The sequence below is a fragment of the Tessaracoccus flavus genome (assembly GCF_001997295.1).
GTDB lineage: Bacteria > Actinomycetota > Actinomycetes > Propionibacteriales > Propionibacteriaceae > Arachnia > Arachnia flava.
On the sequence record NZ_CP019605.1, the window covers coordinates 1,965,905 to 1,991,765 of the forward strand.

The window sequence follows — 25,861 nt, forward strand, 5'->3', positions numbered from 1 at the left end:
GGAGGGGTCTCAGTCCGGCGAAGAAGGACCCGGCACTGACTCGCACCTTGTGAGCGTGGCGAGAGCTGATGTTGCTTGCAGCGGAAGTACCCCGTTGCCAAGCATAGTGATCTGCTGGCTGAACGTCAGGTCGTCTGTGTCGGTGACCCACCCTGTGGGTAAGCCCATGAGCCACTCGACGAACGCGGGTGCTGGGCGGGGGCCGTCGGCGTCGTTCAGGAGGGCTGGCGCGGGCGCGGCTCGTCCGGTGATGTGTTCCCAGCGGGCGATGGCGTCGGCGTAGCGTCCCCAGCGCTGAACAGTCCATCGATCAGGGACCACAGCGTCTCCGATTCGGCCCTCCTGTTCGGTGAGCCAGCCGGTCCGTGGAGCGCGAAGTCGATGATCTGGTGCGACAGCGCGATCGTCCCTCGTCTCGCTCGCACCTGATCGAGAGTCTCCCCGCCGCGCGATGAGTCCGTCGCTAGTGGAGTGCGGAACAGTGCGCCGAGCGAGGGCGAAGATGCGGAAGCGTTGGTGAGGAGCGCCGACATGGGAAGCCGGTAGGCCGATCCATCGTGCATCCAGCCGCAGGTCGGCCAGATCGCCGAGAACGGCGCCGAGAGCCCGTAGAGGTCGAGTTGCGTTGTCTCCCAGATGCCACGGGTCGGGTTCCATGCCGCGAAGGGTTGCGCCGTCGGGGGTTGCATCGCCGGGGTCGCGTCGGTCATGGTCGTCTCCTTCTGCGGCTGGCCGCGTCGCGGGTGAGGACAGCAGCCCGCGGACGTTCTCGATGACGACCCATTCGGGCTGGAGCGCGTCGATGGCTGCGGCCATGTGTGCCCAGAGCCCCGAGCGTGTGCCGGGTGCGAGTCCGGCGCGCTTGCCGACGGTGGATACGTCTTGGCAGGGGAATCCGCCGATGAGGATGTCCACGGGTTCGACGTGGCTCCAGTCGAGGGTCGTGATGTCGCCAAGATTCGAAGTTTCGGGCCAGTGGCGGGAGAAGACGCGGGCGACGGGCTCGTTGAGTTCGGAGAACCACGCGGTCTTGGCGTTGAAGACGTGTTCGACGGCGAGGTCGAGGCCGCCGTAGCCGGTGAAGAGCGACCCGATCTTGAGTTCTGAGTCGCCGCTGGCGTCGAGGTCGTGCATGAAGTCTGCTCCGGTGACGGTCGTCCCCAGCATCCGTGCCTCGTTGAGAGCTGATGCCGAGTTGGTCACCTGTCAGGTGCACGACTCCGACACACGCCCGCTGCTCGACCGAGCCCCGAGCGACACCGCCGGACGCCCCATCTCTAGCCTCAGCGCCGACCGCCATCCGAGGTCACACGCCTCTTGCAGGTCGAGGTTGGAGCGGGCACTACCGCTTCAGAAGTCACCGGGCGAGGGTGCTCACCTGCTCGGCAGGAGCGGAGGTGAGCATGACGGTTTCGATGCGCGTGATGTCGGCGGGTGACGGCTACAAGTACCTGCTCAAGACCGTCGCCGCAGCCGACGGCAACAGGCCACTTTCAACGCCGCTCACCCGCTACTACATGGAAGAAGGCACCCCGCCCGGCCGCTGGCTCGGCGCAGGCGTGGCAGCCCTCGGCAAGGGCGAGATTCAGGTGGGCGACCGAGTATCAGAAGACCAACTCCAGCTCCTGATGGGCACGGGCTGTGATCCGATCACTGGCGACAAGCTCGGCCTGGGCTTCCCGGTGTACAAGAGCCAGGACGAGCGGATCGATGCACGGATCGCCGCTCTTGACCAGACGCTCACACCTGGAACCAAGGGCGAGGCTGTCGCGCAGATCGTCGCCGAGGAAACTGCCCGGAGCACACGGCGTGCGGTGGCGGGCTTCGACTACACCTTCTCGATCCCGAAGTCCGCATCAGTGCTGTGGGCAGTCGCCGACGCCGGGGTCCAAGCACTCATCGCAGAAGCGCATCATCGAGCGGTTGCGGAGGTGGTTGCGTTCATGGAACGTGAAGTTGCAGCCACCCGCACGGGCGCAACCGCCGGGGACAGCGCGGTTGCGCAAGTCGATGTCACCGGGCTGATCGCGACCGCCTTCGATCACTTCGACTCCCGCGCCGGCGACCCCCATCTCCACACGCACGTGGTCATCAGCAACAAGGCCAAGACCGTCATCGACGGCAAGTGGCGCTCGCTCGACGGCAGACCGATGCACGCCGCCGTCGTGGCGCTCTCCGAACTACACGAAGCCGTGTTCGCCGACCACATGACGCGCACCTTCGGCGTATCGTGGGAGGCGCGAGAGATGGGCCGCGACCACAACCCGGCCTGGGCGATCACCGGAGTGTCCGACGAACTGATCGCCGATTTCTCCACGCGTGCGCGTCACATCGATGCCGAGACCGACCGCCTCATCGCAGAGTACATCGCGGCGCACGGACGACGCCCGACACCAGCGGCCATCATGAAACTCCGAGCCCAAGCGACGCTTGCCACCCGGCCCGAGAAGCAGGTCCGATCCTTAGCTGACCTGACCGCCGCGTGGCGGACCCGCGCGACGAAGACCTTGAGACGGGACGCGACGTCGTGGGCACGAGAGGTCACCGACAACGATAAGCCGCTCCTGCTGCGGGCGGACGATGTGCCGCTCGACGTGATCGGTGAGTTGGGACGCTCGGTCGTCGAGGTGGTCGGTGAGAAGCGCTCGACCTGGCGACGGTGGAACCTTATGGCCGAGGCATCCCGGCAGACAATGGGCTGGCGGTTCGCCACCATGCAGGACCGAGAAGCCATCGTCGCGATGGTCGCCGACGCCGCCGAACTCGTCTCGCTCCGCCTGACCCCACCCGAGCTCGCCGCCTCCCCGGTCGTGTTCCGTCGGCCAGACGGCACCTCGGTGTTCCGGCCGAAGAGCTCGACCGTGTTCACCTCCGAGTCCCAGCTCGCGGCCGAGGACAGACTCCTTGAACGAGCCGCCAACCTGACCGGTCCGACGGTGCGGCTCGCGACGGTCGAGAAGATCACGCGCAGACCCGACGCGGACGGTCGGATGCCCGGCGACGACCAATCCGACGCCCTTACCCGCATCGCGGTATCGGGTCGCACCCTCGACGTACTCGTCGGCCCCGCCGGGGCGGGCAAGACCACAGCCATGAACGCACTCCGCCGAGCGTGGGAAGCCGAGCACGGCACAAGGGCCGTCGTCGGGCTCGCGCCGTCTGCGGTCGCTGCCCAAGTCCTCGCCAACGACCTTGGAATCGAGACTGAAAACACCGCGAAGTGGTGGCAGAAACACATCCTCCACGGCACCACATTCGAGGCGGGCCAACTCGTCATCATCGACGAAGCATCCCTCGCCGGCACCCTGTCACTGGACCGCATCACCCACCTCGCCCAGGACGCCGGTGCGAAGGTGCTGCTGGTCGGCGACTACGCCCAACTGCAATCCGTGGACGCCGGCGGTGCGTTCGCGATGATGGCCAGAGACAGGACCGACACACCTGAACTGGTCGACGTTCACCGCTTCACCCACGCCTGGGAGAAGACCGCCTCACTCGAGCTACGCCACGGACGTACGGCGGCTATCGACACCTACCTCGCCCACGAGCGCATCACCGACGGCGACGCCGAGGCCATGACCGATGCCGCCTACAACGCCTGGCGCACCGACCGCGACGCGGGACTGGTCTCGGTGCTGATCGCCGAGACCCAAGATCACGTGACCACGCTGAACCGACGCGCCCGTGCCGACCTGATCCTCAACAAGACACTGAACCCCGACCACGAAGTCGAGCTGCGCGACGGCACCGCCGCAGACGTCGGCGACACCATCATCACGCGACTCAACAGCCGGAACCTGCGCACCCTGGCCGGGCGGGACTGGGTACGCAACGGCGACATCTGGACCATCACCGCCGTCGGCGACGACGGGACCATCACCATCGCACGCGACTACGGGACCGGCACCGTTGTTCGTGACGACGGAACCATCAGGGCTCGCAGGCGTGGGCGCAGGTTCGGCGGCAGCATCGTCCTCCCAGCGGCGTATGTGGCTGAGCATGTCGATCTCGGCTACGCGGTCACCGCCTACCGTGCACAAGGCATCACGACCGACACCGCGCACGTGCTGGTCGAACCGACCTCGACCAGGGAGACCTTCTACGTCGCGATGACCCGAGGGCGGCACGCGAACCACGCCTACGTGACCCTCGACCGCGCCGACGACCACGCGCAGCCACACCCTGGCGACGCGCATGCCACCGCGCGAAGCGTGCTCTACGGGGTTCTGCAGCACAGTGGCGCCGAGCTCTCGGCGCACGAGACCATCGTCGCCGAACAGGAGCAGTGGGGCTCGATCGCTCAGCTCGCCGCCGAGTACGAGACGATCGCCGCCGCAGCCCAACACGACCGCTGGGCTACCCTCCTCCGTGGCTCCGGGCTTACCGATGAACAGGCCGAGAGCGCCATCGAGTCCGAAGCGTTCGGCCCGCTCGCGGCTGAACTCCGCCGTGCCGAGGCCAACCATCACAACGTTGATGCGCTCTTGCCGCGCCTCGTGGCCGCGCGAGGATTCGGTGACGCCGACGACATAGCCGCCGTCCTGCACTACCGGGTCGAGCGGGCGGCCGCCCGCCCCGCAGGATCAGGCCGGACCCGCAAGCCATCGCGACTCATCGCCGGCCTCCTTCCACGGGCGCAAGGAGTCCTCGATGCCGAGATGCGAGCGGCACTCGACGAGCGCGAATCACTGATCGAGGCCCGCGCCGACGCTGCGCTCGAAGCTGCGCTCACCGAGAACGCACCGTGGATGAACGCTCTTGGGGCAGCACCCACCGACCGGCAACGAGCCGCGGCCTGGCGCAAGGCCGCCCGCGTAGTCGCCGCCTACCGAGACCGCTACCGCCTCACCGGCGACACACCTCTCGGCACCGCGCCAGAGTCTGCTGCGCAGAGGATCGACGCGGCGCGAGCGCGCTCCGCGCTCGACAAGGTACGTCAGCTCGGCGCCAACGAGAGCGGTCACGCGGAGGCCGGTCTTCAACCCGTCAGGCGCGACCAGCCCGGGCCTGGGCGCAGCATCTGACCCTTCCCAACGTCCGGACTGGGGCGTAGCCTTGACGGTGAGGCGGATTTCTCCTTACCTTTGGGCCGCTCGCGGCAGACCTTCGGGTCACTCTCCACGCACCGTTTCGACCACAACTCGCGTGTTGAGAGGAGCCCATCATGATCCGCCTACTGTGGACAGCCAGCGCCGAGGTCCGCTACTTCCTGCGTCGCTACATGCCGAGCAACATCGTGCTCGACCTGATCCGCACCAGGAAGGGACTGAAGTGGGGCATTCCAGCGATGCTGCTCGCCGGCCCATATCTGGCCATCGCCTTTTGGTGCACCACACTCATCGAGAGCGGCGGCCCAGGATGGCTCCACCTCGTGGTCCTGCTCTGCATCTGGAACGCTCTCAAGATGCTGGCCATCGGCCCCGTCAGCCTGTCACTGCTTGTGAGGACTCGCGTACGCGAGCGCCACGCGCGAATGCACATCAACCAAGAGACTCGCGACGAACCGCAGCTTCCGGAACTCACCCGAAGCGGCCAGTGAGCCACGACTCTGACCCCGGGCACCTCAGCAACGAAACGTCAGCTTCATAAGATTGAACCGTCACCGTTGGTGTCAGACCACTCCTTGATGGTTGAGTCGTTCAAGGTGGCGAAGGTTCTTAAGCTGTTCGAGGAAGCCAGCGTAGTCATCTACGTTCTTGAGAGGCTCGGTGGCGAGCTTGAACTCGCGGCGAAGCCTCGTCGTTCCCGCGTGGATCACGTCCCCGGCGAAGGTGTCATCGACGGCAGCATCGATCCTCTTCAGCACCACGGCAGCGCGATCTCGCGTGCAACCGATTGGGTGGTCAGCGGTGAAAGTGTCGATGATGCGTTCCAGCCTCTGATCCCTCCGTGCGTCGTTCTCACGTTCACGCGCAAGGGTGAGCGTGTCGGTCAGCTTAAGGAGTAGCGCCCCGAAGTGGGAATCGAGCGCAGGCACACCAGGCGGCCTTGGGCCGCCGTCTGCTTCCGAATCGGTCAGGTAGGCGAGCAACTCCTTGGCAAATCCGGCCTTGCCGATCTCCGTGTCGAAGGCCGTCCTGAATGCCGCGGCTAGCGCATCCCAGAGACTGCCATCCTTGTCGCTGATGAGATTCGTCACCGAGTCTTCCGTCAGGATCTTGTACGAAGTCTCGTCAAGACCCAGGAAGTTGCGTGCGTAGCGGCGAGCGGCAGCCACTGCGACGCTGACGGGAACGAGGTCCTCCGGCTCGCGCACCCTCACACCGTCTGTGACCGTCAAGCTTGCTGCAGCCGCCCATTCGGCGAGATCAATGATGAGGTCGTCAGAAACTGTCGGCTTGCCGTGCGCGCCCCCGCGTCTGATCTGTTTACGCATGGTCTGGCCAGCATCATCACCGTCGACAAGGACGGCACAGGCTGGCTTGATCTGGTCACGCCCTCTCGCGAGGTACAACATGTAGGGGACGTTGGAGCCGCCATGAACGATGGTCACCTGGTTGAGGTCGAGACATTGGCTCGGCGGAGTCCCCAACCTGAGTAGCCGCGCATTCATGCCCGCGAGAAGTACCTGATCCGAGATTCCTTCAACGAAGAGATTGTCGCCACCGATGAAGGCGGTCTCGGCAACGAACGCGCCCAGGGATGTCCGAAGCGGTTCGTAGTGGTTGCGCGTCGCATCCTTCACAAGCCGCGTCCCCTCGTCGCGGGCTCCCTTATCGACCACGCGGACGCGGTGCCCAGCGTTCCTGTTGATGAGAAACGGTGAGTGCGTCACGTAGATCACCTGGTCCTCACGATCTGAGTCGTCCGGACGGGCCTGATGTTCAAGCACTCGGAGAAGGTCTTGTTGGCCCGAAGCTGAGAGGTAGGCGTCGGGCTCGTCCATCAGAAGAACCTCAGGGAGTTCTGCTGGACGATCATGAGCGAGTAGCTGAACGTAGTAACTGAGGAAGTAGCGGAGTCCTCTGCTGCGTTCCGTGAACGAGTAGTCTGTGCCGGTCCGGTCGCGGATGGTGAACACCAGTTCGTGCTCACGTGGAGAAACGCGGAGCTGGAACTCAGGGTCCTGCGTCCACCAGCGGGAGACGTTCAGATGGCGCGCGATCGAGTTGTTCATCTCCTGGATAAGGCCATTGACGAGCCCCTCCCGCTCCTCCGCAATGGCCTTCTGGAGCTCCTGGAAGCTTGACTCCTCGATACGAGCGACGCCTACGAGAAGATCGACGCCAAGCTGCTGGGCGGCTGCTTCGGTGTCCTCAAGGTCGCTCGGAACCAAGCTCGCGGCATTCGCGGTCACGTCGTTAGTACTTGTGAAGGACGAAATGATGTCGAGCAGACGCTTGCGCTCACTCCGGCTTCGGAACCGGCTTCCGTCGTGGGCCAGGGCAGAGATTGAGACAGAGTCGGGCAGTGCCACCTCGGTCTTCAACTCATGGGGATGCGGCATCAGTGCCTGAAGCGCGGCGGCCTGCGTCGAGGTCAAATCGACCCGCTCCTCGTCGGAACCGACGACGGCGGTGACGCCCGGAGCCGGTCGCAACATGAGAAGATCGCCGTTCTTTCGGACCGGGATGTTGTTGTCACGAAGAACCGATGCCTCGCCTTCGCTCGGCGTCAGCGTGAGCCCGACCTCTGGGTACAACCGGGAGCCATGCTCAACAGAAAACAGCGACGACGACCGGCAGAAGTCCCTTTGTAGCAACCCCTCGCCCGTGAGCGCGATGCGGATCGCATCGAGCAGGTGTGTCTTGCCCGACTCGTTGGCGCCGACGACGGCGGTGATGTCGGGCTCGATTGGGACACGCACGTGGGGCATCCAGCCGTCCTCCAGCTGCTGCCACGGTTTCGCCTTGCTGCCCGGCGTCGCCTTCAACTCGTAGTCGAAGTTGAACGACTTGTAGAACCGGACCCAGACCTCTCGAATGCGCACGCCTGCTCCCTCCTAAACTCTTGGGGTCTCGTGGACGCCCCTCATGCGACCCTATGGCTGACCTCCGACATTGGCCGCTGGACTACTCCAGCGCGCCAACCCGACGATCAGCCCTTGGATGACCTCGGGTCGTTCCCAGGTGCGATCGTGTCTTGCGCGCGGATCGTCCCTTTGAGTGAACGGACCTGTAGCTCGCCGCCTCCGTCATTGCCGAGGATCGTGCGTGCGCGCTGAATCCCTTCGGCCTGTGTGGACGTTACGACGCTGGCGCGATCAGCTCCTGGCTTCCGTACCTCCCAGTCGCCGTCACTTCGGCGCTGGACTACTCGCTTGTTGGGTCCTGTCATGATCTTTCCTTTCTCGGATGGGACTACTGCCCCATTACTTCCTTCTGTCTGGACGGTCGTTCACCAGCGTCAGCTTGGGCTGTGGATCGTCGATGTCAGCTAGCCGTCGTATGTGACGAGGCGTCATCTGGAGGTCCTCCGCGACCTGAGTCAGCGGCACACCTGCCTGGTCGAGCAGCTCAAGCGCGGACTTCAGGAGTTCGGGTCGCTCGCCGGGATAGTCGTGAACCGGCATGGGGCGCCGAGCAATCCCGTTCAGCGTGATGTACGCGCGACGGGCTGTGGATTCCGAGATGAGATCAAGCTCCCGGGACCGGAAGATCAGCGAGTTGATGGAGACTCCCCAAAGCTGGCTAAGTTCCTCGTATCGGTTGAAGTTGATGCGTCGAGGCAACTGGTCACGGATCACATCTCGGGGAGTGAGGAACTCCGCCGCGAACATGTCCGCCTGGCGCTCTAGTTGACTGTCCGTCCCCTGCCGACCGTGGTGGAGAACGATGTGCCCCAGTTCGTGAGCGGCGGAGAACCGGTGCCGCATCACATCATTGGCCTTGTCTGGCGTCAGCACGATCATGGGACGCGGCAGCGCAATGGTTGAGAAGGCATCGATGCGACTCTTCTCGTCGAGCGAAGCATCTTCCTTCATCGAGAAAAAGACCGTCAAGATGCCGTGCTGTTCAAGCTGATACACGAGGTGCTCTATCGGACCGGTTCCGAGCAGCCAGTGTTGGCGCATGGCTCGCGCTGCGGTCGCAGGGTCCGGCACATCAAACGAATCGGCGTGCGCCCAGGCCGGGAGGTCCAATTCCGGGAACTCCACACTCTCTTCGAGGTAGCAACTGAGTTCCCATGCTTGCTCGACATACGCGGTCGCCTGCTGCTGTTGTGTAACAGTCGTTGAGCGGAGTCGACGGAACGAGGCTTCAGCGATGTCCACTTGGACACGTGGACGCCCAAGCGCGAAGAAGCCCGGTGGGACACCGAGCGCCGTGGCCAGTGCAGCGACCGTTTCTGCGCGGGGACGCACCTCTCCGCGCTCGTACTGCCCGATCGCGGCGGCGGACACACCCACCTTGCGATGAAGGTCCGCCTTGGACATCTTGCTGATCCGGCGAGCCTGGGCTAGCCGCGCTGGGTCAAACATCCTGGCGACTCCGGCGAGGTCAACATTGCCGTCGTGTGCCATCGCCATGATCAGCTGCCTTCCTGCTCGGACCGCCGCTGGCGCAGCTTCACCGAGGTACGCGGGCGGTCGCCGCTGTTGAACCCAGCGACAGGCTTCAACATGGTGCGCGGAGCATCGACCGAAGAAGGCGTGCGCTCGTAGGTCAACCGCTCGGGGTCGGCAAACTCCAGGTACCGACCGTTCAGTCGCGCGGGCGCGAAGTAGATCGTTCCCACGCCCTGCGGCGTACTGCTGTAGTACGGGACGAAGAGGGTCGTGCGAGGCACGGCCAACTCGACGTGGCTGAGGGCATCCTCAAGAGATGCAGGCTGATCTCCTTCGAGAACGTCACTGATGTCGAAGAGCCCGGGGTCGGAGTACTTGACGTTACTCGTCTTCGAGAGGAGTTCACGGCGCGAGTCGGGCAAGTAGCTGAGTCGGACTCGGCGAAAATTGCGCGGCATCTGCTTGCCCACACGTTGCGCGAAGATGAGCGTGTTGCCGACGAAGGTCAGCATCCGTCGGGTGGTGGGAATCTTGGCCTCTCGATAGGAAGGCAGGTCAGACAGAAGTGTGCGGAGTTCCTTCTGTACGCCACGGGCCATCCCCGCGCCATACACGTCCTGGTCCCCATCGGGATCGTCATACGCTGCCTGAGCGCGCGCCGAGCGCTCCTGGCTGCGCTGGATCGCGGTCGGGATTCGTTCGCGGAGTGCCGCGAGTTCTGCTGGCTGGAACTCGCCGCGCCAGTCGTCGCTGTCGTGTTGCTGAACCACCGGGTCCTCCTTCGCCGTCACGAAGGACTCTAGCACACAACTTTAGTCTCAATCGTGATTCCGTCAGAGTTAGCGAGTATAGGAGGGTCGCCACGGTCACTCTTCACTCGGTTCAGTGCCATCAGTCTGTCAGATCAGGTTCGGCAGACCGGAGCGGCGCGCTCCATTGGTGCAATCCACGATGAGCCCAGCCTCGGCCAGCGCTTCGCGTACGGCCTTACGGTCCACGCCCATCCGGCGACCGATCGCACGCATCGAGACGGCCGCTCGGGCGAGGCGCACCGCCTCGGCCTTCTCGTCGATGCCCAGCCCCGGTCGTCGACTCGGCACGTTGCGACGACGCAGGTGCGAGAACACCGTGGCGCGGTGGATGCCGTATCTCTCAGCGAGCGTCTTGACGCTCATCCCGGCCAGGTAGTCGCCGACGAGGGCGTCCACCTCGGAGGCGGTGAGAAAAGTTTGAGCCGTCTCGACAGTCCTCACAACAGGGCCACGATCGTCCTTCGGAGCGGTATCCTGGGGACGTCGAGAGACCTCGTAGACCCCACGGTTTAGGCGGTTGACCAGGGTTTTTGTCTTGGGGGCGGAGTTGGCGAACGTACTACTCAGGCACCCCAAACGGGTCAGGTTTGAACTCGCGACCAGGGGTCCACCCTTGGTCGCGGGGTCAGCCTGGCCCATTTTCTTTGCCTCGGCGGCAGCGACCGCATCCCCGACGACAGATCGCCGATCACCCCGTACATCTGCGCGTGCTGATCGAACGCACGGCTCGCGTGCGCCAACCCCCGCAGAGCCTCGGACGCCTCAGCGGCGTCGACAGTCGAATCGAAGAACGTGGGCATGGTGGCCTCCATTGGTGGGTCGCGTCACTCAGGAGGTGTGCCCGTGCTCCGCAGATCACTGAGGCATTCAGCAGCGGGCGGCTTCTCGTCTCACCGATCCACCGCACTTGGAGCCAGTGAACTTCGGGTACCGAGGAGGTGAGGCGTGAACGACGACGAAGAGCTGCGTTGGGTGCGGCGTCGTGAGGGAACCCACCGTTCCGAGTCGAGGGCGACCCGTGGGTATGAGCGGGACCTACTCCGTGACGACGACACCAGGAACTTGCTTGGTCCTACTGAGTCTCGACCCGCCGACATCGACGAGATCGTACGGTCGCGCGGACCTGTTGGCCCGGCGCGTCCTTCGCCCGGTCAGGAGTTCCGGTACCAAGTCGGCGACGCAATCATGGAGGCGCTAGCGCCCTACATTGAGCGTGGAGTCGATGTTGCGGTGGATGCCGCGGTCCTCGGTGTCCTGCGTTGAACCAGCGCCGGAAGATGCTGCGCCAGGCGCTGTCCGGCCTGTACGGGGGCTCCGCGGCGGCATCCGCTGTGCTGGAAGCCGCCGGTGTCGCACCCACCGCACGCGGCGAGGACCTCACGGTCGACGACTACCACCGCATCGCTCTGGTGCAGCCCGGTGCGGCGCAGGTGCCGATAGCCTGACAACGTGACCGAACCGCGCTTCCGCCCCGATGTCCCCGAGCTCCACCGGCCGTATGCCGCGGCCGCCGAGCGCTACCAGCGCTTCGCCTACCGCCAGGTCGGAACGAGCGGCCTCTACCTGCCGCCCATCTCCCTCGGGCTGTGGTGGAACTTCGGCGACAACATCCCGCTCGACAACCAGCGCGCGCTGCTGCGGCACGCCTTCGACAGCGGCATCACGCACTTCGACCTCGCCAACAACTACGGCCCGCCGTACGGCTCGGCCGAGAAGAACTTCGGTCGCATCTTCGCGGAGGGCTTCGCCCCGTACCGCGATGAGCTGATCATCTCCTCGAAGGCCGGCTACGACATGTGGCCCGGCCCGTACGGCGACCTCGGCAGCCGCAAGTATGATGAAGGTGTGCCTGTCGCTCGAGGTGCTCATGCACCTCGGCTTCGCGCTGACCACGAACGGTGCCGTCGCGATGGCGATCATGTTCGGCTTCGGCGCGTACGCCTTCGTCTGGGGCACGATCTCGACGACCGTGCGCCAGCGTCTCGTGCCGAACGAGCTGCAGGGCCGGGTGGGCTCGGTGAACATGGTGGGCGTCTTCGGCGGGATGGTGCTCGGTCAGGCGCTCGGCGGACTCATCGCGCAGGCGTGGGGTCTGACGGCGCCGTGGTGGTTCGCGTTCGCCGGGTCGGCGCTGACGCTCGCGCTGATGTGGCGGCAGATCTCGCACATCGCCGCCGCCAGACCAGCGCTCGACGACGACGCCGTGACCGCTTAGCGCTCGGCGAGGCGCGCGTCGAGCCCGCTGCGAACCGCCGGCCACTCGTGCGGCAGGATCGAGTACGCCGCGGTGTCGCGCAGCGACCCGTCCGGCATGATGCGATGGCTGCGCAGGATGCCGTCGAGCTTGGCCCCGAGACGCTCGATCGCCGCACGCGACTGCCTGTTGTGGAAGTGCGTCATGAGCGCCACGGCGATCGCGTCGCACGCATCGAAGGCGTGGCCGAGCAGCAGCCGCTTCATCGCCGGGTTCACCTCGGTGCCCTGAGCCGGCGCGCCGATCCAGGTGTAGCCGATCTCGACACGACGGTTGGGCTGATCGATGGTGCAGAACGTCGTCATGCCGACCACCTCGCCGGTGTGCAGCCGGCGCACCGCGAACGGGTTCATCGCACCCGCCTCACGCAGTGCCAGCCGGCGGTCGATCTCGGCGGGCACCTCATCGGCGGTCGGCACTGAGGTGTACCAGGCGGGTGTCAGCGTCGCCGCGGCGCGGCTCAGCTCGTCGGCGTGCGCGTGGTCGAGCGGCTCGAGCCGCACGAACGCATCCTGCAGGGTGGTCTCATCGAGAAAGCGCACCCCAGCAGGTTAGCGGGATCAGGCGAAGGACCCGTACACCGCGAGCGTGTTCGCCGCGAGCTGCGTGCACAGCTCGTCGACGTCGACGTCGAGTTCGGCCGCCATGAAGCGCACCGTGAGCGGCACGAGATACGGAGCGTTGGGCCGCCCGCGAAGCGGCACCGGGGTGAGGAAGGGCGCGTCGGTCTCGACGAGGATGCGCTCGAGAGGCGTGACCTGCAGCGCGTCGCGCAGGTTCTGCGCGTTCTTGAACGTGATGTTGCCGGCGAACGACAGCCAGTACCCGGCATCCGCCGCGACCCGCGCCATCGCCTCGTCACCCGAGAAGCAGTGGAACACGGTCTTCTCGGGTGCGCCGACGCGGGTCAACGTCTCGAGCACGTCGTCGTGCGCGTCGCGGTCGTGGATCTGCATGGCGACGCCGTGCTTCTTCGCCAGCGCGATGTGCGCCTCGAACGACTCGTGCTGCGCGGGCCTGCCCGGCTCGTCGGTGCGGAAGTAGTCCAGTCCGGTCTCGCCGATGGCCCGCGTGCGCGGGTGCGCGGCGAGCTCATCGATCACCGCGATCGCCTCATCGAGCCGACCCTCGGCCGCGTAGGTGGGCGCGTCGTTCGGGTGGATGGCGACGGCGGCGAGCACACGAGGGTCGGATGCCGCGGCATCCACCGCCCACCGAGACGACTCGACGTCGCCCGACGCCTGCACGACCCCGGCGATGCCGAGGGCCGTTTTCACGTTCCTTCATCGATGAGGCTGGCGAGCGATTCCGCGAGATGAGATACACCCGACAAACCCCCGCGGGTGCTCGCACGGTGGGACAATGGCTGTGGGAGCCGGCGTGGACGCCAGCCCACCCAGTTCCGGTTCCCGGATAGGGGTAACTGTCATGTTCGAGCAGCAACTTCACAAGATGCGTGACGCCGAGGGATTCATCGCCGCGCTGGACCAGAGCGGCGGCAGCACACCGAAGGCACTGCGGCTCTACGGGCTCGAATCCTGGGCCGACGACGAGGAGATGTTCGACAAGGTCCACGAGATGCGCACCCGCATCATGATGAGCCCCAGCTTCGACGGGAAGCGCATTCTGGGAACCATCCTCTTCCAGGACACTCTCGCCCGCCAGGTCGATGGACGCCCGACGGCCGACTATCTCTGGAACGTCAAGGGCATCGTCCCCATTCTCAAGGTCGACAAGGGGCTCCTGGACATGGAGGCGGGCGCCCGCCTCATGCGACCCATGCCGGACCTCGACGCCGTGCTGGCAGCGGCGCTGGAGCAAGGAGTCTTCGGCACCAAGATGCGCTCCGTCATCCTGGAGCCGGGGGGAGGCCTGGCTGCAGTCGTCGAGCAGCAGTTCGACGTCGGCGAGCACATCTTCCGTGCCGGGCTCGTGCCTATCCTCGAACCGGAGATCGACATCCACAGCCCGCTCAAGGCCGAGGCGGAGGAGCAACTCCACGACGCCCTCCTCAGCCACCTGGATCAACTACCCGACGACCACTGGGTCATGCTGAAACTGACCCTGCCCGAGACCGACGACCTGTACCTCGATCTCGTGAGACACCCACGCGTGCTGCGCGTCTTCGCCCTGTCCGGTGGGTACACCCGCGCCGAGGCGAACGAGCGGCTGGCCCGCCAGCACGGGATCGTGGCGAGCTTCTCCAGGGCGCTCACGGAGGGGCTCTCCGTCCATCAGAGCGCGCAAGAGTTCGATGCCCTGCTCGACGAATCGATCCGGAGCATTTTCGACGCCTCGCGATCCCCCATGGAGGTCTGACTAGGATCGGTCCATGATCCGAGAATGCGACGCCGTTGTCATCGGCGCGGGCCACCACGGGCTCGTGGCCGCCGCCCTCCTCGCCGACGCCGGCTGGGACGTCATCGTCCTCGACGCTCGCAGCAAGGTGGGCGGTGCCGTCGCCTCGACGACGATCGACGGCTTCGTCGTCGACGAGTTCTCGTCCAACCACCCGCTGGGTAAGGCCTCGCCGGTCCTGCGCGATCTCGAATTGGAGCGCCACGGACTCACCTGGGTGGATCACCGCCCGTCGGTGGTCCATGTGGCCGACGAGGACGACGGCGCCGGCTCGGCCATCGAGTCGACGCCCGAGGAGACCGCCGCCGCGCTCGATGCCGATCACGTCGGCGACGGCGACGCCTGGCTGAAGATGTGCACCGGATGGGAGCGCGTACGCGAGCCGCTCCTGCACGCTCTGCTCAGCGGCTGGCCGCCCGTCCGCGCCGGGGCTGGGTTGGCGCGTCGGCTCGGTGCCGCAGGGCTGCTCGACTTCGCCCGGTTCGCCTTACTGCCGTCCGAGCAGATGGGACGGGAGTGGTTCGGCGGTCAGCGGGCGCGGGATCTGCTGGCGGGCAACGCGGCCCACGCCGACGTCTCCCCCCTCGCTCCAGTCAGCGGGATGATGGCGTTCATCATGACGATGCTGGCCCAGGACGTCGGCTTCCCCACCCCCCGCGGCGGGTCAGGCGAGTTGGCCGGCGCACTGGCGCGCAGGGCGCAGGTGGCCGGGGCGGACGTCGAACTGGACACCGCCGTGGCGGGTATCACCGTCACTGCGGGGAGGGCCGACGGCGTCCAGCTGGCCGACGGGTCGCGGATTCGTGCCCGCAGGGCTGTGGTGGCCGACGTGTCCGCGACGGCGCTCTACCGAGGGCTGCTTCCCGCCGACGAGGTCCCGCCCGGTCTGCTGGCTAGATTGGAGCGCTTCGTCTGGGATCCGCCGACGCTGAAACTGAACCTCCAACTTTCGTCGACGATGCCGTGGCTGGCCGCCAACGCCCGCCGCGCTGCCGTGATCCATGCGGGAGCGTCCAGCGACACCATGCCGCGCTGGCACCTTGAGATCGCCATGGGGCGAGTCCCCGACAAGGCGTTCAGCCTCGTCGGTCAGATGACCACTGCGGACCCGACACGCTCCCCCGCCGGCACCGAATCGCTCTGGGCCTATACGCATCTACCCGTCGACTCCGTCGACCCGGTCGGCGCCAATACCGCCTCCCTCCGCTCCCTCGAGTCGATGTTCGATCGCCTCGCCCCGGGGTGGCGGGACATTGAGCAGGGACGATGGTTGCAAACCCCCCAGGACCTCGAGGCCGCCAACGCCAACCTCGTCGACGGCGCCCTCGGGGCAGGCACCACACAGCTCTTCCAGCAGGGGCCGTGGCGTCCGGTCATGGGCCTGGGCGGCCCGATCACCCACATCGACGGGCTCTATCTGGGCTCCGCCGCCACGCACCCGGGCGGAGGGGTGCACGGCGGCGCAGGCTTCAACGCCGCGAGGGCCGCTTTACGGGACGCACGGTGGTGGTCGAAGCCGATCGGCCGCTCGGCCACCCGCGTCCAGCGGATGCTGCACCGCCAAGATCCGGACTTCTAGCAGCCGCTTCCTGGTCCCTGAGCTTGTCGCTTCCTGCTCCCTGAGCTTGTCGCTTCCTGGTCCCTGAGCTTGTCGAAGGGTAACGGCCCCGATCCCTACCGCCGCCCCCGACCTCAGGGCAGGCTGCTCCCTGAGCTTGTCGAAGGGTAACGGCCCCGATCTCTGCCGCCGCCCCCGGCCCCAGGGCGGCGATCAACCACCGGCCGTAACCCTTCGACGGACGGGCTGCTCGCAGAGCGAGCCGGCCCTGCTCAGGGACCGATTACGACCGACGGGCTGCTCCACCGCCGCCCCCGGGCCACAGGGCGGCGATCAGAGTCGCGGCCGTAACCCTTCGACGGACGGGCAGCTCGCAGAGCGAGCCGGCCCTGCTCAGGGACCAACGACGACAGACCGGCTGCTCGCAGAGCGAGCCGGCCCCGCTCAGGGACCACCCTTCGACGGACGGGCAGCTCGCAGAGCGAGCTGGCCCCGCTCAGGGTCAGCCCGGCACGGCAGTAAAGCGCTCGACCGCCGTCTCCGCGCTCGCTTTCACGACACGGGCGCGCTGGTCCTCGCAGAGATCGACCATGGCCTGCATCTCGGCTCGGTCGAGCCGGTCGTCGACGTCGCTCAACACGACGAGGGTTTCCCACATCATCTGCTGTGCCCGGACGGCGGCGGCAAGCGCGTCGAACTCCATCTGGGTCATCAACCCGTCGCTGTTGCGAGTGAAGTTGAGTGGGTTGAGCCGTCCCGCAACATGCGCCACGCCGGCCACCAGGTTGCGGGTCATGCTGACGTCGTAGCCAAGGCGTTCGATGAGCGCCTTCACCTTGTCATGAGACTGCTCGAGCTCCCGGTGCAGTTGCTCGAAGACGGCCTGCAGGGGCGTGCCCTCCCAGGTGTCCGCCGCGGCCTTGAAGGCCTTCACTCCCGCGTCCGCGGCCACCAGGTGCTGGTTGAGGTAGGCGCTGTACTTGTCGTGGTCCAGTTCGATACGTTGCATGGAAGCCTCCAGTGTCGGTGCGGTCCAACTTACCGCGAGCTGGGGCCCCGCAAGCGTGAAAAGCCTAGTCGCACGGGACTTTCCTCGAGAGAGGCGGGCTCGGAGTACGGTAGTGCCCGGGTCGCTCCTCCCAGCGACCGGTGGGAGGGATCGTGACCAATAGTGCTCAGCCGCGCGCCGGCGGGATGCCGGAGCCCGGCGTGATACCGCAGCCTGCGACCCCCGTGACGCCGCCGTCGCCCACGCCCGTGGCACCAGACACGGCCCCCGTGCCCGTACCGTCGGTGGGACGAGCCCTCAGCGACGACCCGCTGTGGTTCAAGAAGGCGGTCTTCTACGAGGTCTGGGTTCGCTCCTTCGCCGACAGCACCGGCACCGGCACCGGCGACCTGAACGGGCTCATCGGCAAGCTCGACTACCTGGCCTGGCTGGGCGTCGACTGCATCTGGATCCCGCCGTTCTTCCGCTCGCCGGAGCGCGACGGCGGGTACGACGTCGAATTGTTCACGGGCATTCAGGTGCAGTTGGGCACCCACCAGGGGATGAAGAGGCTGCTGGACGAGGCGCACGCGCGAGGCATCCGGGTGATCAGCGACTTCGTGCTCAACCACACCTCCGCCGACCATCCGTGGTTCGTCTCGTCCCGCGAGGACCCGCAGGGTCCCTACGGCGATTACTTCGTCTGGCGCGACGACGACTCCGGGTACCCCGACGCCAGGATCATTTTTGTCGACACGGAGGAATCCAACTGGACCTTCGACCCGGTTCGTAAGCAGTTCTACTGGCACCGGTTCTACAGCCACCAGCCGGATCTCAACTACGACAACCCCAAGGTGGTTGAGGAGATCCTCGACGCTCTGCGCTTCTGGCTGGAGCTCGGTGTGGACGGGTTCCGGCTGGACGCGGTGCCCTACCTCGTTGAGGAGGAGGGCACCAACTGTGAGAACCTCCCCGGCACCCACGCGATCCTCAAGCAGATCCGGGCCATGGTCGACGCCGAGTTCCCCGGGCGCATGCTCCTGGCGGAGGCGAATCAGTGGCCCAAGGAGGTTGTGGAGTACTTCGGTGAGGGCGACGAGTTCCACATGGCCTTCCACTTTCCCGTGATGCCGAGGCTGTTCATGGCCCTCAAGCAGGGCTCCCGCAAGGCCATCAGCGAGATCCTCGCCGACACGCCACCCCTCCCCGAGGGATGCCAGTGGGCCACGTTCCTCCGCAACCACGACGAGCTGACGCTCGAGATGGTGACCGAGGACGAGCGCCAGTACCTCTGGAACGAGTATGCGCCCGTGCAGAAGATGCGGCTCAACCTCGGCATCCGCCGCCGGTTGGCGCCCCTCCTCGACAACGACGAGCGGCAGATCCGCCTCTTGCACGCACTTCTGCTCGCCCTCCCCGGCTCCCCGGTGCTGTACTACGGCGACGAGATCGGCATGGGGGACCACATCTGGCTACCGGACCGCGACGGCGTGCGGACTCCGATGCAGTGGACCAGCGAGGTCCCAGGTGCCGGGTTCTCGGACGCGAACCCCTACCTGTTCAACCAACCCATCCCCTGCACCCCGCCCTACGGAGCGCCGGATGTCAACGTCGCCGATCAGCAGGCCGACCCCGACTCGCTCCTGAACTGGCTTCGACACATCCTCGCGCAGCGCCGGGCCCACGAGGTGTTCGGTCTGGGCGATTTCACCGAACTCGAGTGCACCGACGCCGTCATGGCCTTCGAACGCAGCCAGGGCAGCACGAGGGTGATCTGCCTCAACAACCTCACGGCCTGGCCGCAGCTCGCTGTGCTGGAACTCGACGGGCTCCACGGACGGGTGCCGGCCGTCCTGTCGGGCAGTGTCGGCGACGCACCCGAGGTCGTCGAGACCAACTACAGGATCGAGCTCCCGCCGTACGGCTACATGTGGCTCCTGTTCGCCGATCCGCCCCCGATGTGACTTTCGGCGAGGACCGGCGGCCCACTGGCAGCTTCGCCTAGGGTTGCGGGATGAGTCTGGGATACGAAGACGAGCAGCCCACGCGAGACGCCGTCGACGCCATGTCGGGGGAAGTGGCGCTGGAGTTCGGCGCCAACTGGTGCGGGTACTGCCGCGCAGCGAAACCGCACCTGGACGCCGCCCTCGACCGACGTCCGGGCGTGCGCCGCGTGAAGGTGGCCGACGGCAAGGGTCTGCCGCTCGGCCGCTCATTCGGGGTCAAGCTGTGGCCCACCCTGGTGCTGCTGCGCGACGGCCAGGAGGTCGGCCGCGTGGTGCGCCCCACCGATCGCTCCGACGTGACGGCCGCGCTGGACGCCGCCGGATTCTCGGGGTCCTAGCGGCCGGATTCCGGGTCGGAGTCCCACGACCCGACGGTGGACAACGCCGTACCGTCGCCCAGGGAGTCCGATCCGACGACGGACAGGCTGCCGTCGGATTCCAGGCACACCGCCGCGAGCTGGTCCAGCCCTCCAAAGCCTGCGGCACGGATCGCCTGGAGCACTTCGGCCTCCGTCAGCCGCGCCGAGACCACGGCCTCCTCCAGAAGTTCGCCCCGTCTCACCAGCAGCGTGGGCTCGGCCCGCACCGCTGTTTGTCCCTTGACGAACCGTGACGTGATGAGGCTGACCACGACTTGCAGCCCGAGCAGCAGGGCGATGCCGGTGAGTCCTGTGGCGAGCGCCAGGTCGGAGGAGGTCAGGATCGTCGCCAGCATCGACCCCAGCGCGACTGTGACGACGAGATCGAACGCATTGAGCTTGGACAGCGCTCGCTTACCACTGATGCGGATCGCGACCACCGCCAGCAGGTAGGCGACGGGGCCGACCATCAGGACGCGCAGGATCGGATCAAGCGATGAGTACCACATGAGGACCTCCAGGTGGGGCGACGGGTCAGGTGCCGTGAGGACGGGCGAGAAGTTGGCGCAGCACCCGGCGGTAACCCGCCCTCAGTACCGGGGTCGCCATCCAGTGCAGCGACCTCGGCCACCACGGCAGGTGCACGTCCTGATGCCAGGTGAGAGTCGAGCCTCCGTCCTCGGTGTCGCGACAGTCCACGCGGATCTGGCCCCGGATCGCGCAGCCTTCCTTGCGGAGCCGTGCGACAGCGCGTCCAGGGACCATCCCGATGTGCTCCACGACCATGGGGTCGTCGAACCCGAACCGCCCGACGGCGGTGCGCGCCACGAAACTCGACCCGGGCCTCAGCTCACAGAACGCTCGCGCAGGGGTGATCGTCGTCAGCGGGATGACCTGGTTGTGGACGCGCAGGTCGAGCACTCGGCCCAGGGCCTCGTGGGCGGGGCACTGGGCCGGCAGCCTTACCGTGAAGCGGTTCATGCCGCCCACCCTACGAGCCCCGGGATGAGTTCGCGCGGATTCGACCTGCCGTCGGCCGGGAGCTCCACCCGCGTCGGACTGGGAGGGTGCTGAACAATGCTGCCTCGGGCGAGGACTAGGGCGTGTCTCCCAAATCCGCAGTCTGCGTCGGTAAGGGTGATCACATGTCGCGGTTGCAGACGCTCTCGGACGCCGAGTGGGACTTGATCGAGGACTTCATGCCGTCTTCGGACGGGCGGCGGGGTCGTCGGTTCTCGGATCACCGGTTGGTGGTCGAGGGGATCATCTACCGCTACCGGACCGGCGTTGCGTGGCGGGACCTGCCTGCGGAGTTCGGTCCGTGGCAGACGGTGTGGAAGCGGCACCGCCGCTTCGCAGGCGACGGGACCTGGGACAAGGTCCTGACGGCCTTGTTGACCAGGGCAGACACCATGGGCGTGATCGATTGGGATGTTGCAGTCGATTCGACCATCGCGCGTGCCCACCAGCACGCGACGAACACCAGGCGCCTCGCGGGGGGCTCCATCGAATTACATGATGCAGATGCCCGAGCCGGTCGATCATGCGATCGGGCGATCGCGTGGCGGTCTGTCGACGAAGGTCCATCAGCTGTGCGACGGCAAGGGACGTCCCATGGTCATCGCCGTCGGGCCGGGGCAAGGCAGCGACTCGAAGATGTTCCCGCACCTGCTCGCTGCGGTTCGGGTCCCGCGCGACGGGGTGGGGCGGCCTCGCACCACCCCTGACGCGGTGTTGGCAGACAAGGCGTACTCCTCGCGAGTTCACCGCACCCTGCTGCGCAGTCGAGGGATCACGGCTGTGATCGCTGAACCTCGGGACCAGCAGTCGAACCGGAAACGCCGTGGTTCGCGTGGCGGACGCCCGCCGCTGACCGATCCAGGCAGGTACGTCAAGCGGCACGTCATCGAGAACAGCTTCGAGCGGTTCAAGCAGTGGCGGGGCCTGGCGACCAGATACGACAAGCTCGCCTCGACCTACCGCGCCGCTGTCCTGATGCGGGCGATCCTTCTATGGCTCCCCGCCCTCACCGAGCGGCCGTGACCACGGGCGTGGTTTCACGCTCATGCCGATGGTCGGATGTCCCAAAACCGCCACGCGACGTCTGGAGCGAAGTCGGCCGGCCGACTCGGTACACTGTGATGAGTGTGCCGACGATGGTGAGCGAGACAATGCCCGATGGCTAAGAGAAGGCGAAACCTGAACGAGGTCGATCCCACTTAATGGACGAGATCAAATGGTTCATATGTGGCTTGACCGAAAGTACCATTTTTCGAGACCTGATGGGCAGAATGGCGTTCTGGGAAATGATCCTGCTTCATGCCCGACGGGTCATTCTGAGGTCACCTCTTCCGACATGATCACCTTGCTTGTCTGGACTTCCAGCCGATTTCTCCGATTGCATCGTATGGACCTGCGGGCCATCCAAGCGCTTCTGGTGGACCCGCGAGCCGACCCCTCCGGGGTGGCGCTTGGTGCGACCATGCTCGGCATCGTTCCGGTTTTCTTACTAGGATTGTTTGGATATTTCCTATTTCCTGACTCGGAGTCCTATTGGAGCACGGCCGGCGTTGCCGTGCATCTTCTCATGGGAACCTTCCTGTACTGCGCAGCGAAGCACTTGCTCGTCAGGCTTGTACACATGTCCAATCGAGTTACATGGATAGACGATGGCCTGTCGCTTCTGTTGTCAGCCGCCTGGGCTCTCAGGCTGTTCTTGTGAACGGGCGTGATGAAGACGTCTTCAAGCAGCCGGATGGGCATGCTGCACGGCGTGCTGCACGGGATTCTGACGGACCGGTCTACGACGAGCTCGACGGCCCGGTGTTGCGGCCAGAGCCGGTGGGGCTGAGTGGTCTTTGGCGGCGACGGATTGCCCAGGGACTGGTCTGGGTGGGGCGCGCGGTCATGGTGGCCTGGCCGCTGGGTTTTGTTGTGACGCGGCTCACCTCGGGCATCTGGATGTCGGCCTCGTCCGAGGACGGGCTCCCGGTCCACCCGATCACAGACGTGATGATGGGCTTGTCCTTCATCTTCGCGATGGGCGTACCCGTGTTTCTGTTGCCCGTCGCATCTGGAGTGTGGCTATACCCACGAGGCGACGGAACGGTACGCGTGCCGACCGTCCTTGGCACGCGAGTCTTGGAGGCTGACAGCGTGAGCACCCGCCCGCTCTTTGAACTGCCCGGACGTGGGTGGGGAATCACGGTCACGCTGGTTCGCGATCGTACTAGCCGATGGTTTCTGATGGCCGACTCGGGTCTCTGGCACGACGAGGAGGGCAGCATCGTGTTGGGCATGCTGGCGATCCTGGCGTGGAGCGCGGTGACGGTCCTGGTGTGGGCTGTGTTGATTGAACTCACCTTCCTGGGGACCCCAAGTCACTAACCTCGATCGTTCATGGCGGAGTGAGCGACGCGTGCTGCAGATAGGCCGGAGTGCCTTCTGACTACGGGATACTTGGACATGCGACTGTTCAAAACCCCTGAAGCGGAAGGCACTCCGTAGGTGAAGCGTACTTCGTGGTCCACCGGTATGTCCGTGACCGGCGATGGCGGCGCGGTGATCGCCCACGCCGGCAGCATCGGACTCAGGATGCTGGCCGAGAACACCGGCCTGACCGGAGCCCTATCGACGGCGATGGCCCGGCGTTCGTTCATCCCCTCGGTGCATGACCGCGGCCAGGTACTGACCGATGTCGCGGTGATGCTCGCCGACGGCGGGGAGGCGATCTCCGACATCGACGTGCTGCGCCACCAGGGGCAGGTGCTGGGGCCGGTCGCGTCTGCTCCGACGGTGTGGCGTGCGTTGGACGAGGTCACCGACGCCAGGCGCAGGAAGATCCAGGCGGCCCGGGCCCGCGTCCGTCGCCACGTCTGGGCCCAACTGACAGCCGCTGGCGGTGTCCCGGCCTCGAAGGTCGCCGGGACCGATCTCGGAGAGACGATCGTGTTGGATGTCGATGCCACGATCGTGGTGACGCATTCGGAGAAGGAGTTGGCGTCGCCGACGTTTAAGAGGACGTTCGGGTATCACCCGATCGGTGTGTGGTGCGACAACACGGGCGAGTTCCTCGCCGCCGCGCTGCGGACAGGCCGGGCCGGGTCGAACACGGCCGTCGATCACATTCAGGTCCTGGGCGAGGCGATCACCCAGATCCCGATGCCGTATCGACGCAACCTGTTGATCCGCTGCGACGGTGCCGGCGCCTCTCACCAGTTGCTGGACTGGCTCCATGCGCAAGGCCAAGTCAGAGGCAGGACGCTGCACTACAGCGTGGGGTTCACGATCGGCGAGAAGGTGCGTGCCGCGATCACCGAACTTCCCGCAGGCTTGTGGTCCCCCGCGCTCACCGCTGAGGGTGAGGTCCGAGAAGGCGGGGACGTCGCCGAACTGACCGGACTGCTGGACCTGACCAGTTGGCCGGCCGGGATGAGGGTGATCCTGCGCCGCGAACGCCCCCATCCCGGGGCTCAACTGTCGCTGTTCGAAGTCCACGACGGGTGGCGGTATCAAGCGTTTGCCACCAACACCACGAGCGGCACTCTGCAGTTCCTGGAGGCCCGGCATCGGGCGCATGCCCGGGTCGAGGACCGGATCCGTCACGCCAAGGATTCTGGGCTGGGACGTTTCCCGTCTCGCGAGTTCGCCATCAACCAGACCTGGCTTGCACTGACGATGATCGCCGCCGATCTGGTGGCCTGGCTCAAGATGCTCGCCCTCGACGGCGACCTCGCCAAAGCCGAACCAAAGGCACTCAGGTATCGGCTGCTGCACGTCCCGGCAAGACTCGTTCACGGCGCCCGACGGCGACGACTGCGTCTACCCAAGACCTGGCCCTGGGTCGAGCACCTGGTGGCCGCGTTCGCCCGGATCGCCGCGATCCCACCACCGCACTGACCCCAGCCCGTCCGCACCAAGCCGAGGAAACCTGGAGAACCGCCCACCGGCAGCGTCAGCCGGCCAACAGTCACGCCCTCACCCGGCCCAGTGTTCAGATCGGGCGCCGACAGCCCAGCTGGCAGCTCTCAAGCCGCCTCATGAAAGAGGGAGGCTAACGGAAGCATCGGCGCTGTGCGCGATGAGGTTGAACCACTGGATCGACCCGTGCTTGTGAGCGTTGCCCGACTGAATAGTGGCAATGGTCGACTTGAGAGACTTCTCTTGTCCGTAGGACTGCACGACGTGCTTGAATACATCGCTCAAACTGGCCGGTGGCGGGGGTCGGGCCGCCCTCGAAATGGACCTTGATGGTCGCCTCCAATGGCCCAGAACTCCTGAGCGTGTCGCCAGCCGCAAACGGGTTGATCTTCAGACGGGGAATCGGCTGATGGCCTGGTCGTAGCTGGTCTGGGCGTCGGTGAGAGCGAGCCGACTGTAGATCTTCCCTCTGACATCCCCACAACAGTCAATCATCCGGAGGATCCAGATCGTACGGACATCGCCGATGTGCCCCCATTGCGGCTGGTGACAGCACCGTTACCAACACGTTTCGCGTGAGTTCAGGCGGACTGAAGCTATTTCGCCGATCCCACCACTCCCAACGTCGACATCGGAAGAAGCCTGCCAACTACTTGACGCGGGACATGCGGTCCCCTGTCCGCCGCAACGGTTGAGGTCCGCAGCCGGTATGAACCTGACTGCGGACCTCTGTCGTATCACGGTCGGGGGTGATCCATACTGAATACCCCGTCCTGGTTGACGAGCCCGCCTACTTCCGACCAATTCCTGGACCCGAGCACAATCGGGCACACAACGTAGGCCAGCAGGGCGGCCGGCGCTCGGAACGGTGCCACTTCGTCTTCGTCTTCGTCGTAGCGTGTTGGATAGACCAGCACGAGCTGCTCACTGGTCGTCATGGTCACGTGGTCGGCGAGGAGCACCCCTTGCGCAAAGGTTGGCAGTTCCGACGCAAGTGTGGCGGCGTCGAGGTGCCGGTTGGCGGGATCGTTTACCGTTTCAACGTTGGTTCCCTCACGCCCTGCCACTTCATCCACTCTGTGCCATGCGTCGTCATCGGAGAAGTCGGTGCGGACCAGGAACAAGATCTCGCTGTTGGGTCCGGTCAGTGGAATCATG

General features: G+C 65.8%; 23 protein-coding genes and 2 pseudogenes. 13 read left to right on the forward strand and 12 right to left on the reverse strand.

Going from position 1 to position 25,861, the window contains the following annotated elements; translation table 11 throughout:
- Window positions 1–9 precede the first annotated feature (9 nt).
- Complete coding sequence (locus RPIT_RS09030; RefSeq protein ID WP_226996242.1) at window positions 10–1,167, reverse strand: DNA cytosine methyltransferase; 1,158 nt, start codon at window positions 1,165–1,167, stop codon at window positions 10–12.
- 236 nt (window positions 1,168–1,403) lie between these two features.
- On the opposite strand from RPIT_RS09030, the gene mobF reads away from it, so the two are divergent.
- Together mobF and RPIT_RS09040 are read left to right on the forward strand one after the other, a co-directional pair.
- Entirely contained in the window at window positions 1,404–5,024 is a 3,621-nt protein-coding gene (gene mobF, locus RPIT_RS09035) for a MobF family relaxase (RefSeq protein ID WP_077342489.1), read from the forward strand.
- Between the two features lie 140 nt (window positions 5,025–5,164).
- Window positions 5,165–5,539, forward strand: a complete 375-nt coding sequence (locus RPIT_RS09040; RefSeq protein WP_077342491.1) for a sulfate permease — start codon at window positions 5,165–5,167, stop codon at window positions 5,537–5,539.
- A gap of 72 nt (window positions 5,540–5,611) precedes the next feature.
- On the opposite strand, the gene RPIT_RS09045 is transcribed toward RPIT_RS09040, so the two are convergent.
- From RPIT_RS09045 to RPIT_RS09065, 5 genes are all read right to left on the reverse strand, one after another.
- Complete coding sequence (locus RPIT_RS09045) at window positions 5,612–7,930, reverse strand: AAA family ATPase (protein WP_077342493.1); 2,319 nt, start codon at window positions 7,928–7,930, stop codon at window positions 5,612–5,614.
- 107 nt (window positions 7,931–8,037) lie between these two features.
- Window positions 8,038–8,277 (reverse strand): DUF2188 domain-containing protein, encoded by a 240-nt coding sequence (locus RPIT_RS09050; protein ID WP_077342495.1) that lies wholly within the window; start codon window positions 8,275–8,277, stop codon window positions 8,038–8,040.
- A gap of 34 nt (window positions 8,278–8,311) precedes the next feature.
- Complete coding sequence (locus RPIT_RS09055; protein ID WP_077342497.1) at window positions 8,312–9,469, reverse strand: helix-turn-helix domain-containing protein; 1,158 nt, start codon at window positions 9,467–9,469, stop codon at window positions 8,312–8,314.
- Between the two features lie 2 nt (window positions 9,470–9,471).
- On the reverse strand, window positions 9,472–10,239 hold the full coding sequence (locus RPIT_RS09060; protein ID WP_077342499.1) for a hypothetical protein: 768 nt from the start codon (window positions 10,237–10,239) through the stop codon (window positions 9,472–9,474).
- 108 nt (window positions 10,240–10,347) lie between these two features.
- Window positions 10,348–10,701 (reverse strand): hypothetical protein, encoded by a 354-nt coding sequence (locus RPIT_RS09065; protein ID WP_226996243.1) that lies wholly within the window; start codon window positions 10,699–10,701, stop codon window positions 10,348–10,350.
- Window positions 10,702–11,519: 818 nt separating this feature from the next.
- Between RPIT_RS09065 and RPIT_RS09080 the strand changes: the two genes are divergently transcribed.
- The 3 genes and pseudogenes from RPIT_RS09080 to RPIT_RS09090 all read left to right on the forward strand — a co-directional run bounded on the left by RPIT_RS09080 (window position 11,520) and on the right by RPIT_RS09090 (window position 12,475).
- Window positions 11,520–11,705 (forward strand): hypothetical protein, encoded by a 186-nt coding sequence (locus RPIT_RS09080; protein ID WP_218121612.1) that lies wholly within the window; start codon window positions 11,520–11,522, stop codon window positions 11,703–11,705.
- A 4-nt stretch (window positions 11,706–11,709) separates the two neighbouring features.
- A pseudogene (locus tag RPIT_RS09085) lies at window positions 11,710–12,096 on the forward strand (aldo/keto reductase); the annotation flags it as partial.
- A complete protein-coding gene (locus tag RPIT_RS09090; RefSeq protein WP_143028263.1) occupies window positions 12,095–12,475 on the forward strand; it encodes an MFS transporter in 381 nt (126 codons plus the stop codon). The pseudogene RPIT_RS09085 and the gene RPIT_RS09090, both read left to right, overlap by 2 nt.
- On the opposite strand, the gene RPIT_RS09095 is transcribed toward RPIT_RS09090, so the two are convergent.
- Window positions 12,472–13,056, reverse strand: a complete 585-nt coding sequence (locus RPIT_RS09095; RefSeq protein ID WP_077342505.1) for a GNAT family N-acetyltransferase — start codon at window positions 13,054–13,056, stop codon at window positions 12,472–12,474. The genes RPIT_RS09090 and RPIT_RS09095 overlap by 4 nt on opposite strands.
- Before the next feature lie 18 nt (window positions 13,057–13,074).
- Window positions 13,075–13,791 carry a TatD family hydrolase gene (locus RPIT_RS09100; protein WP_077342507.1) on the reverse strand — a complete coding sequence of 239 codons (717 nt, stop codon included), beginning with the start codon at window positions 13,789–13,791 and terminating at the stop codon, window positions 13,075–13,077.
- 151 nt (window positions 13,792–13,942) lie between these two features.
- On the opposite strand from RPIT_RS09100, the gene RPIT_RS09105 reads away from it, so the two are divergent.
- Together RPIT_RS09105 and RPIT_RS09110 are read left to right on the forward strand one after the other, a co-directional pair.
- The gene (locus RPIT_RS09105; protein WP_077342509.1) at window positions 13,943–14,833 is read left to right on the forward strand and encodes a fructose bisphosphate aldolase; all 891 of its coding nucleotides are present in this window, start codon (window positions 13,943–13,945) and stop codon (window positions 14,831–14,833) included.
- Window positions 14,834–14,846: 13 nt separating this feature from the next.
- Window positions 14,847–16,451 (forward strand): phytoene desaturase family protein, encoded by a 1,605-nt coding sequence (locus RPIT_RS09110; protein WP_077342511.1) that lies wholly within the window; start codon window positions 14,847–14,849, stop codon window positions 16,449–16,451.
- 481 nt (window positions 16,452–16,932) lie between these two features.
- Here RPIT_RS09110 and RPIT_RS09115 read toward each other — a convergent pair whose 3' ends face one another.
- Complete coding sequence (locus RPIT_RS09115; protein WP_077342513.1) at window positions 16,933–17,439, reverse strand: hypothetical protein; 507 nt, start codon at window positions 17,437–17,439, stop codon at window positions 16,933–16,935.
- Window positions 17,440–17,591: 152 nt separating this feature from the next.
- Here RPIT_RS09115 and treS point away from each other — a divergent pair, with 152 nt between their 5' ends.
- Together treS and RPIT_RS09125 are read left to right on the forward strand one after the other, a co-directional pair.
- Window positions 17,592–19,382 carry a maltose alpha-D-glucosyltransferase gene (treS, locus tag RPIT_RS09120; RefSeq protein WP_226996244.1) on the forward strand — a complete coding sequence of 597 codons (1,791 nt, stop codon included), beginning with the start codon at window positions 17,592–17,594 and terminating at the stop codon, window positions 19,380–19,382.
- Window positions 19,383–19,432: 50 nt separating this feature from the next.
- Complete coding sequence (locus RPIT_RS09125; RefSeq protein WP_077342519.1) at window positions 19,433–19,762, forward strand: thioredoxin family protein; 330 nt, start codon at window positions 19,433–19,435, stop codon at window positions 19,760–19,762.
- On the opposite strand, the gene RPIT_RS09130 is transcribed toward RPIT_RS09125, so the two are convergent.
- Window positions 19,759–20,292, reverse strand: coding sequence for a DUF421 domain-containing protein (locus RPIT_RS09130; protein ID WP_077342521.1), 534 nt, complete (start codon window positions 20,290–20,292; stop codon window positions 19,759–19,761). The two genes, RPIT_RS09125 and RPIT_RS09130, sit on opposite strands and share 4 nt — an antisense overlap.
- A gap of 25 nt (window positions 20,293–20,317) precedes the next feature.
- Complete coding sequence (locus RPIT_RS09135; protein WP_077342523.1) at window positions 20,318–20,764, reverse strand: hypothetical protein; 447 nt, start codon at window positions 20,762–20,764, stop codon at window positions 20,318–20,320.
- 218 nt (window positions 20,765–20,982) lie between these two features.
- Here RPIT_RS09135 and RPIT_RS16160 point away from each other — a divergent pair.
- The 4 genes and pseudogenes from RPIT_RS16160 to RPIT_RS09155 form a co-directional block, all read left to right on the forward strand.
- Window positions 20,983–21,225: pseudogene (locus RPIT_RS16160) on the forward strand (transposase); the annotation flags it as partial.
- Window positions 21,226–21,301: 76 nt separating this feature from the next.
- Window positions 21,302–21,826, forward strand: coding sequence for an IS5 family transposase (locus tag RPIT_RS15930; protein ID WP_250637770.1), 525 nt, complete (start codon window positions 21,302–21,304; stop codon window positions 21,824–21,826).
- Window positions 21,827–22,441: 615 nt separating this feature from the next.
- Window positions 22,442–23,170, forward strand: coding sequence for a hypothetical protein (locus RPIT_RS09150; protein ID WP_143028264.1), 729 nt, complete (start codon window positions 22,442–22,444; stop codon window positions 23,168–23,170).
- Window positions 23,171–23,317: 147 nt separating this feature from the next.
- On the forward strand, window positions 23,318–24,682 hold the full coding sequence (locus tag RPIT_RS09155) for an IS1380 family transposase (RefSeq protein ID WP_169835162.1): 1,365 nt from the start codon (window positions 23,318–23,320) through the stop codon (window positions 24,680–24,682).
- A 758-nt stretch (window positions 24,683–25,440) separates the two neighbouring features.
- Here RPIT_RS09155 and RPIT_RS09160 read toward each other — a convergent pair.
- Window positions 25,441–25,860 carry a DUF6924 domain-containing protein gene (locus RPIT_RS09160; RefSeq protein ID WP_077342531.1) on the reverse strand — a complete coding sequence of 140 codons (420 nt, stop codon included), beginning with the start codon at window positions 25,858–25,860 and terminating at the stop codon, window positions 25,441–25,443.
- Between the last annotated feature and the right edge of the window lies 1 nt (window position 25,861).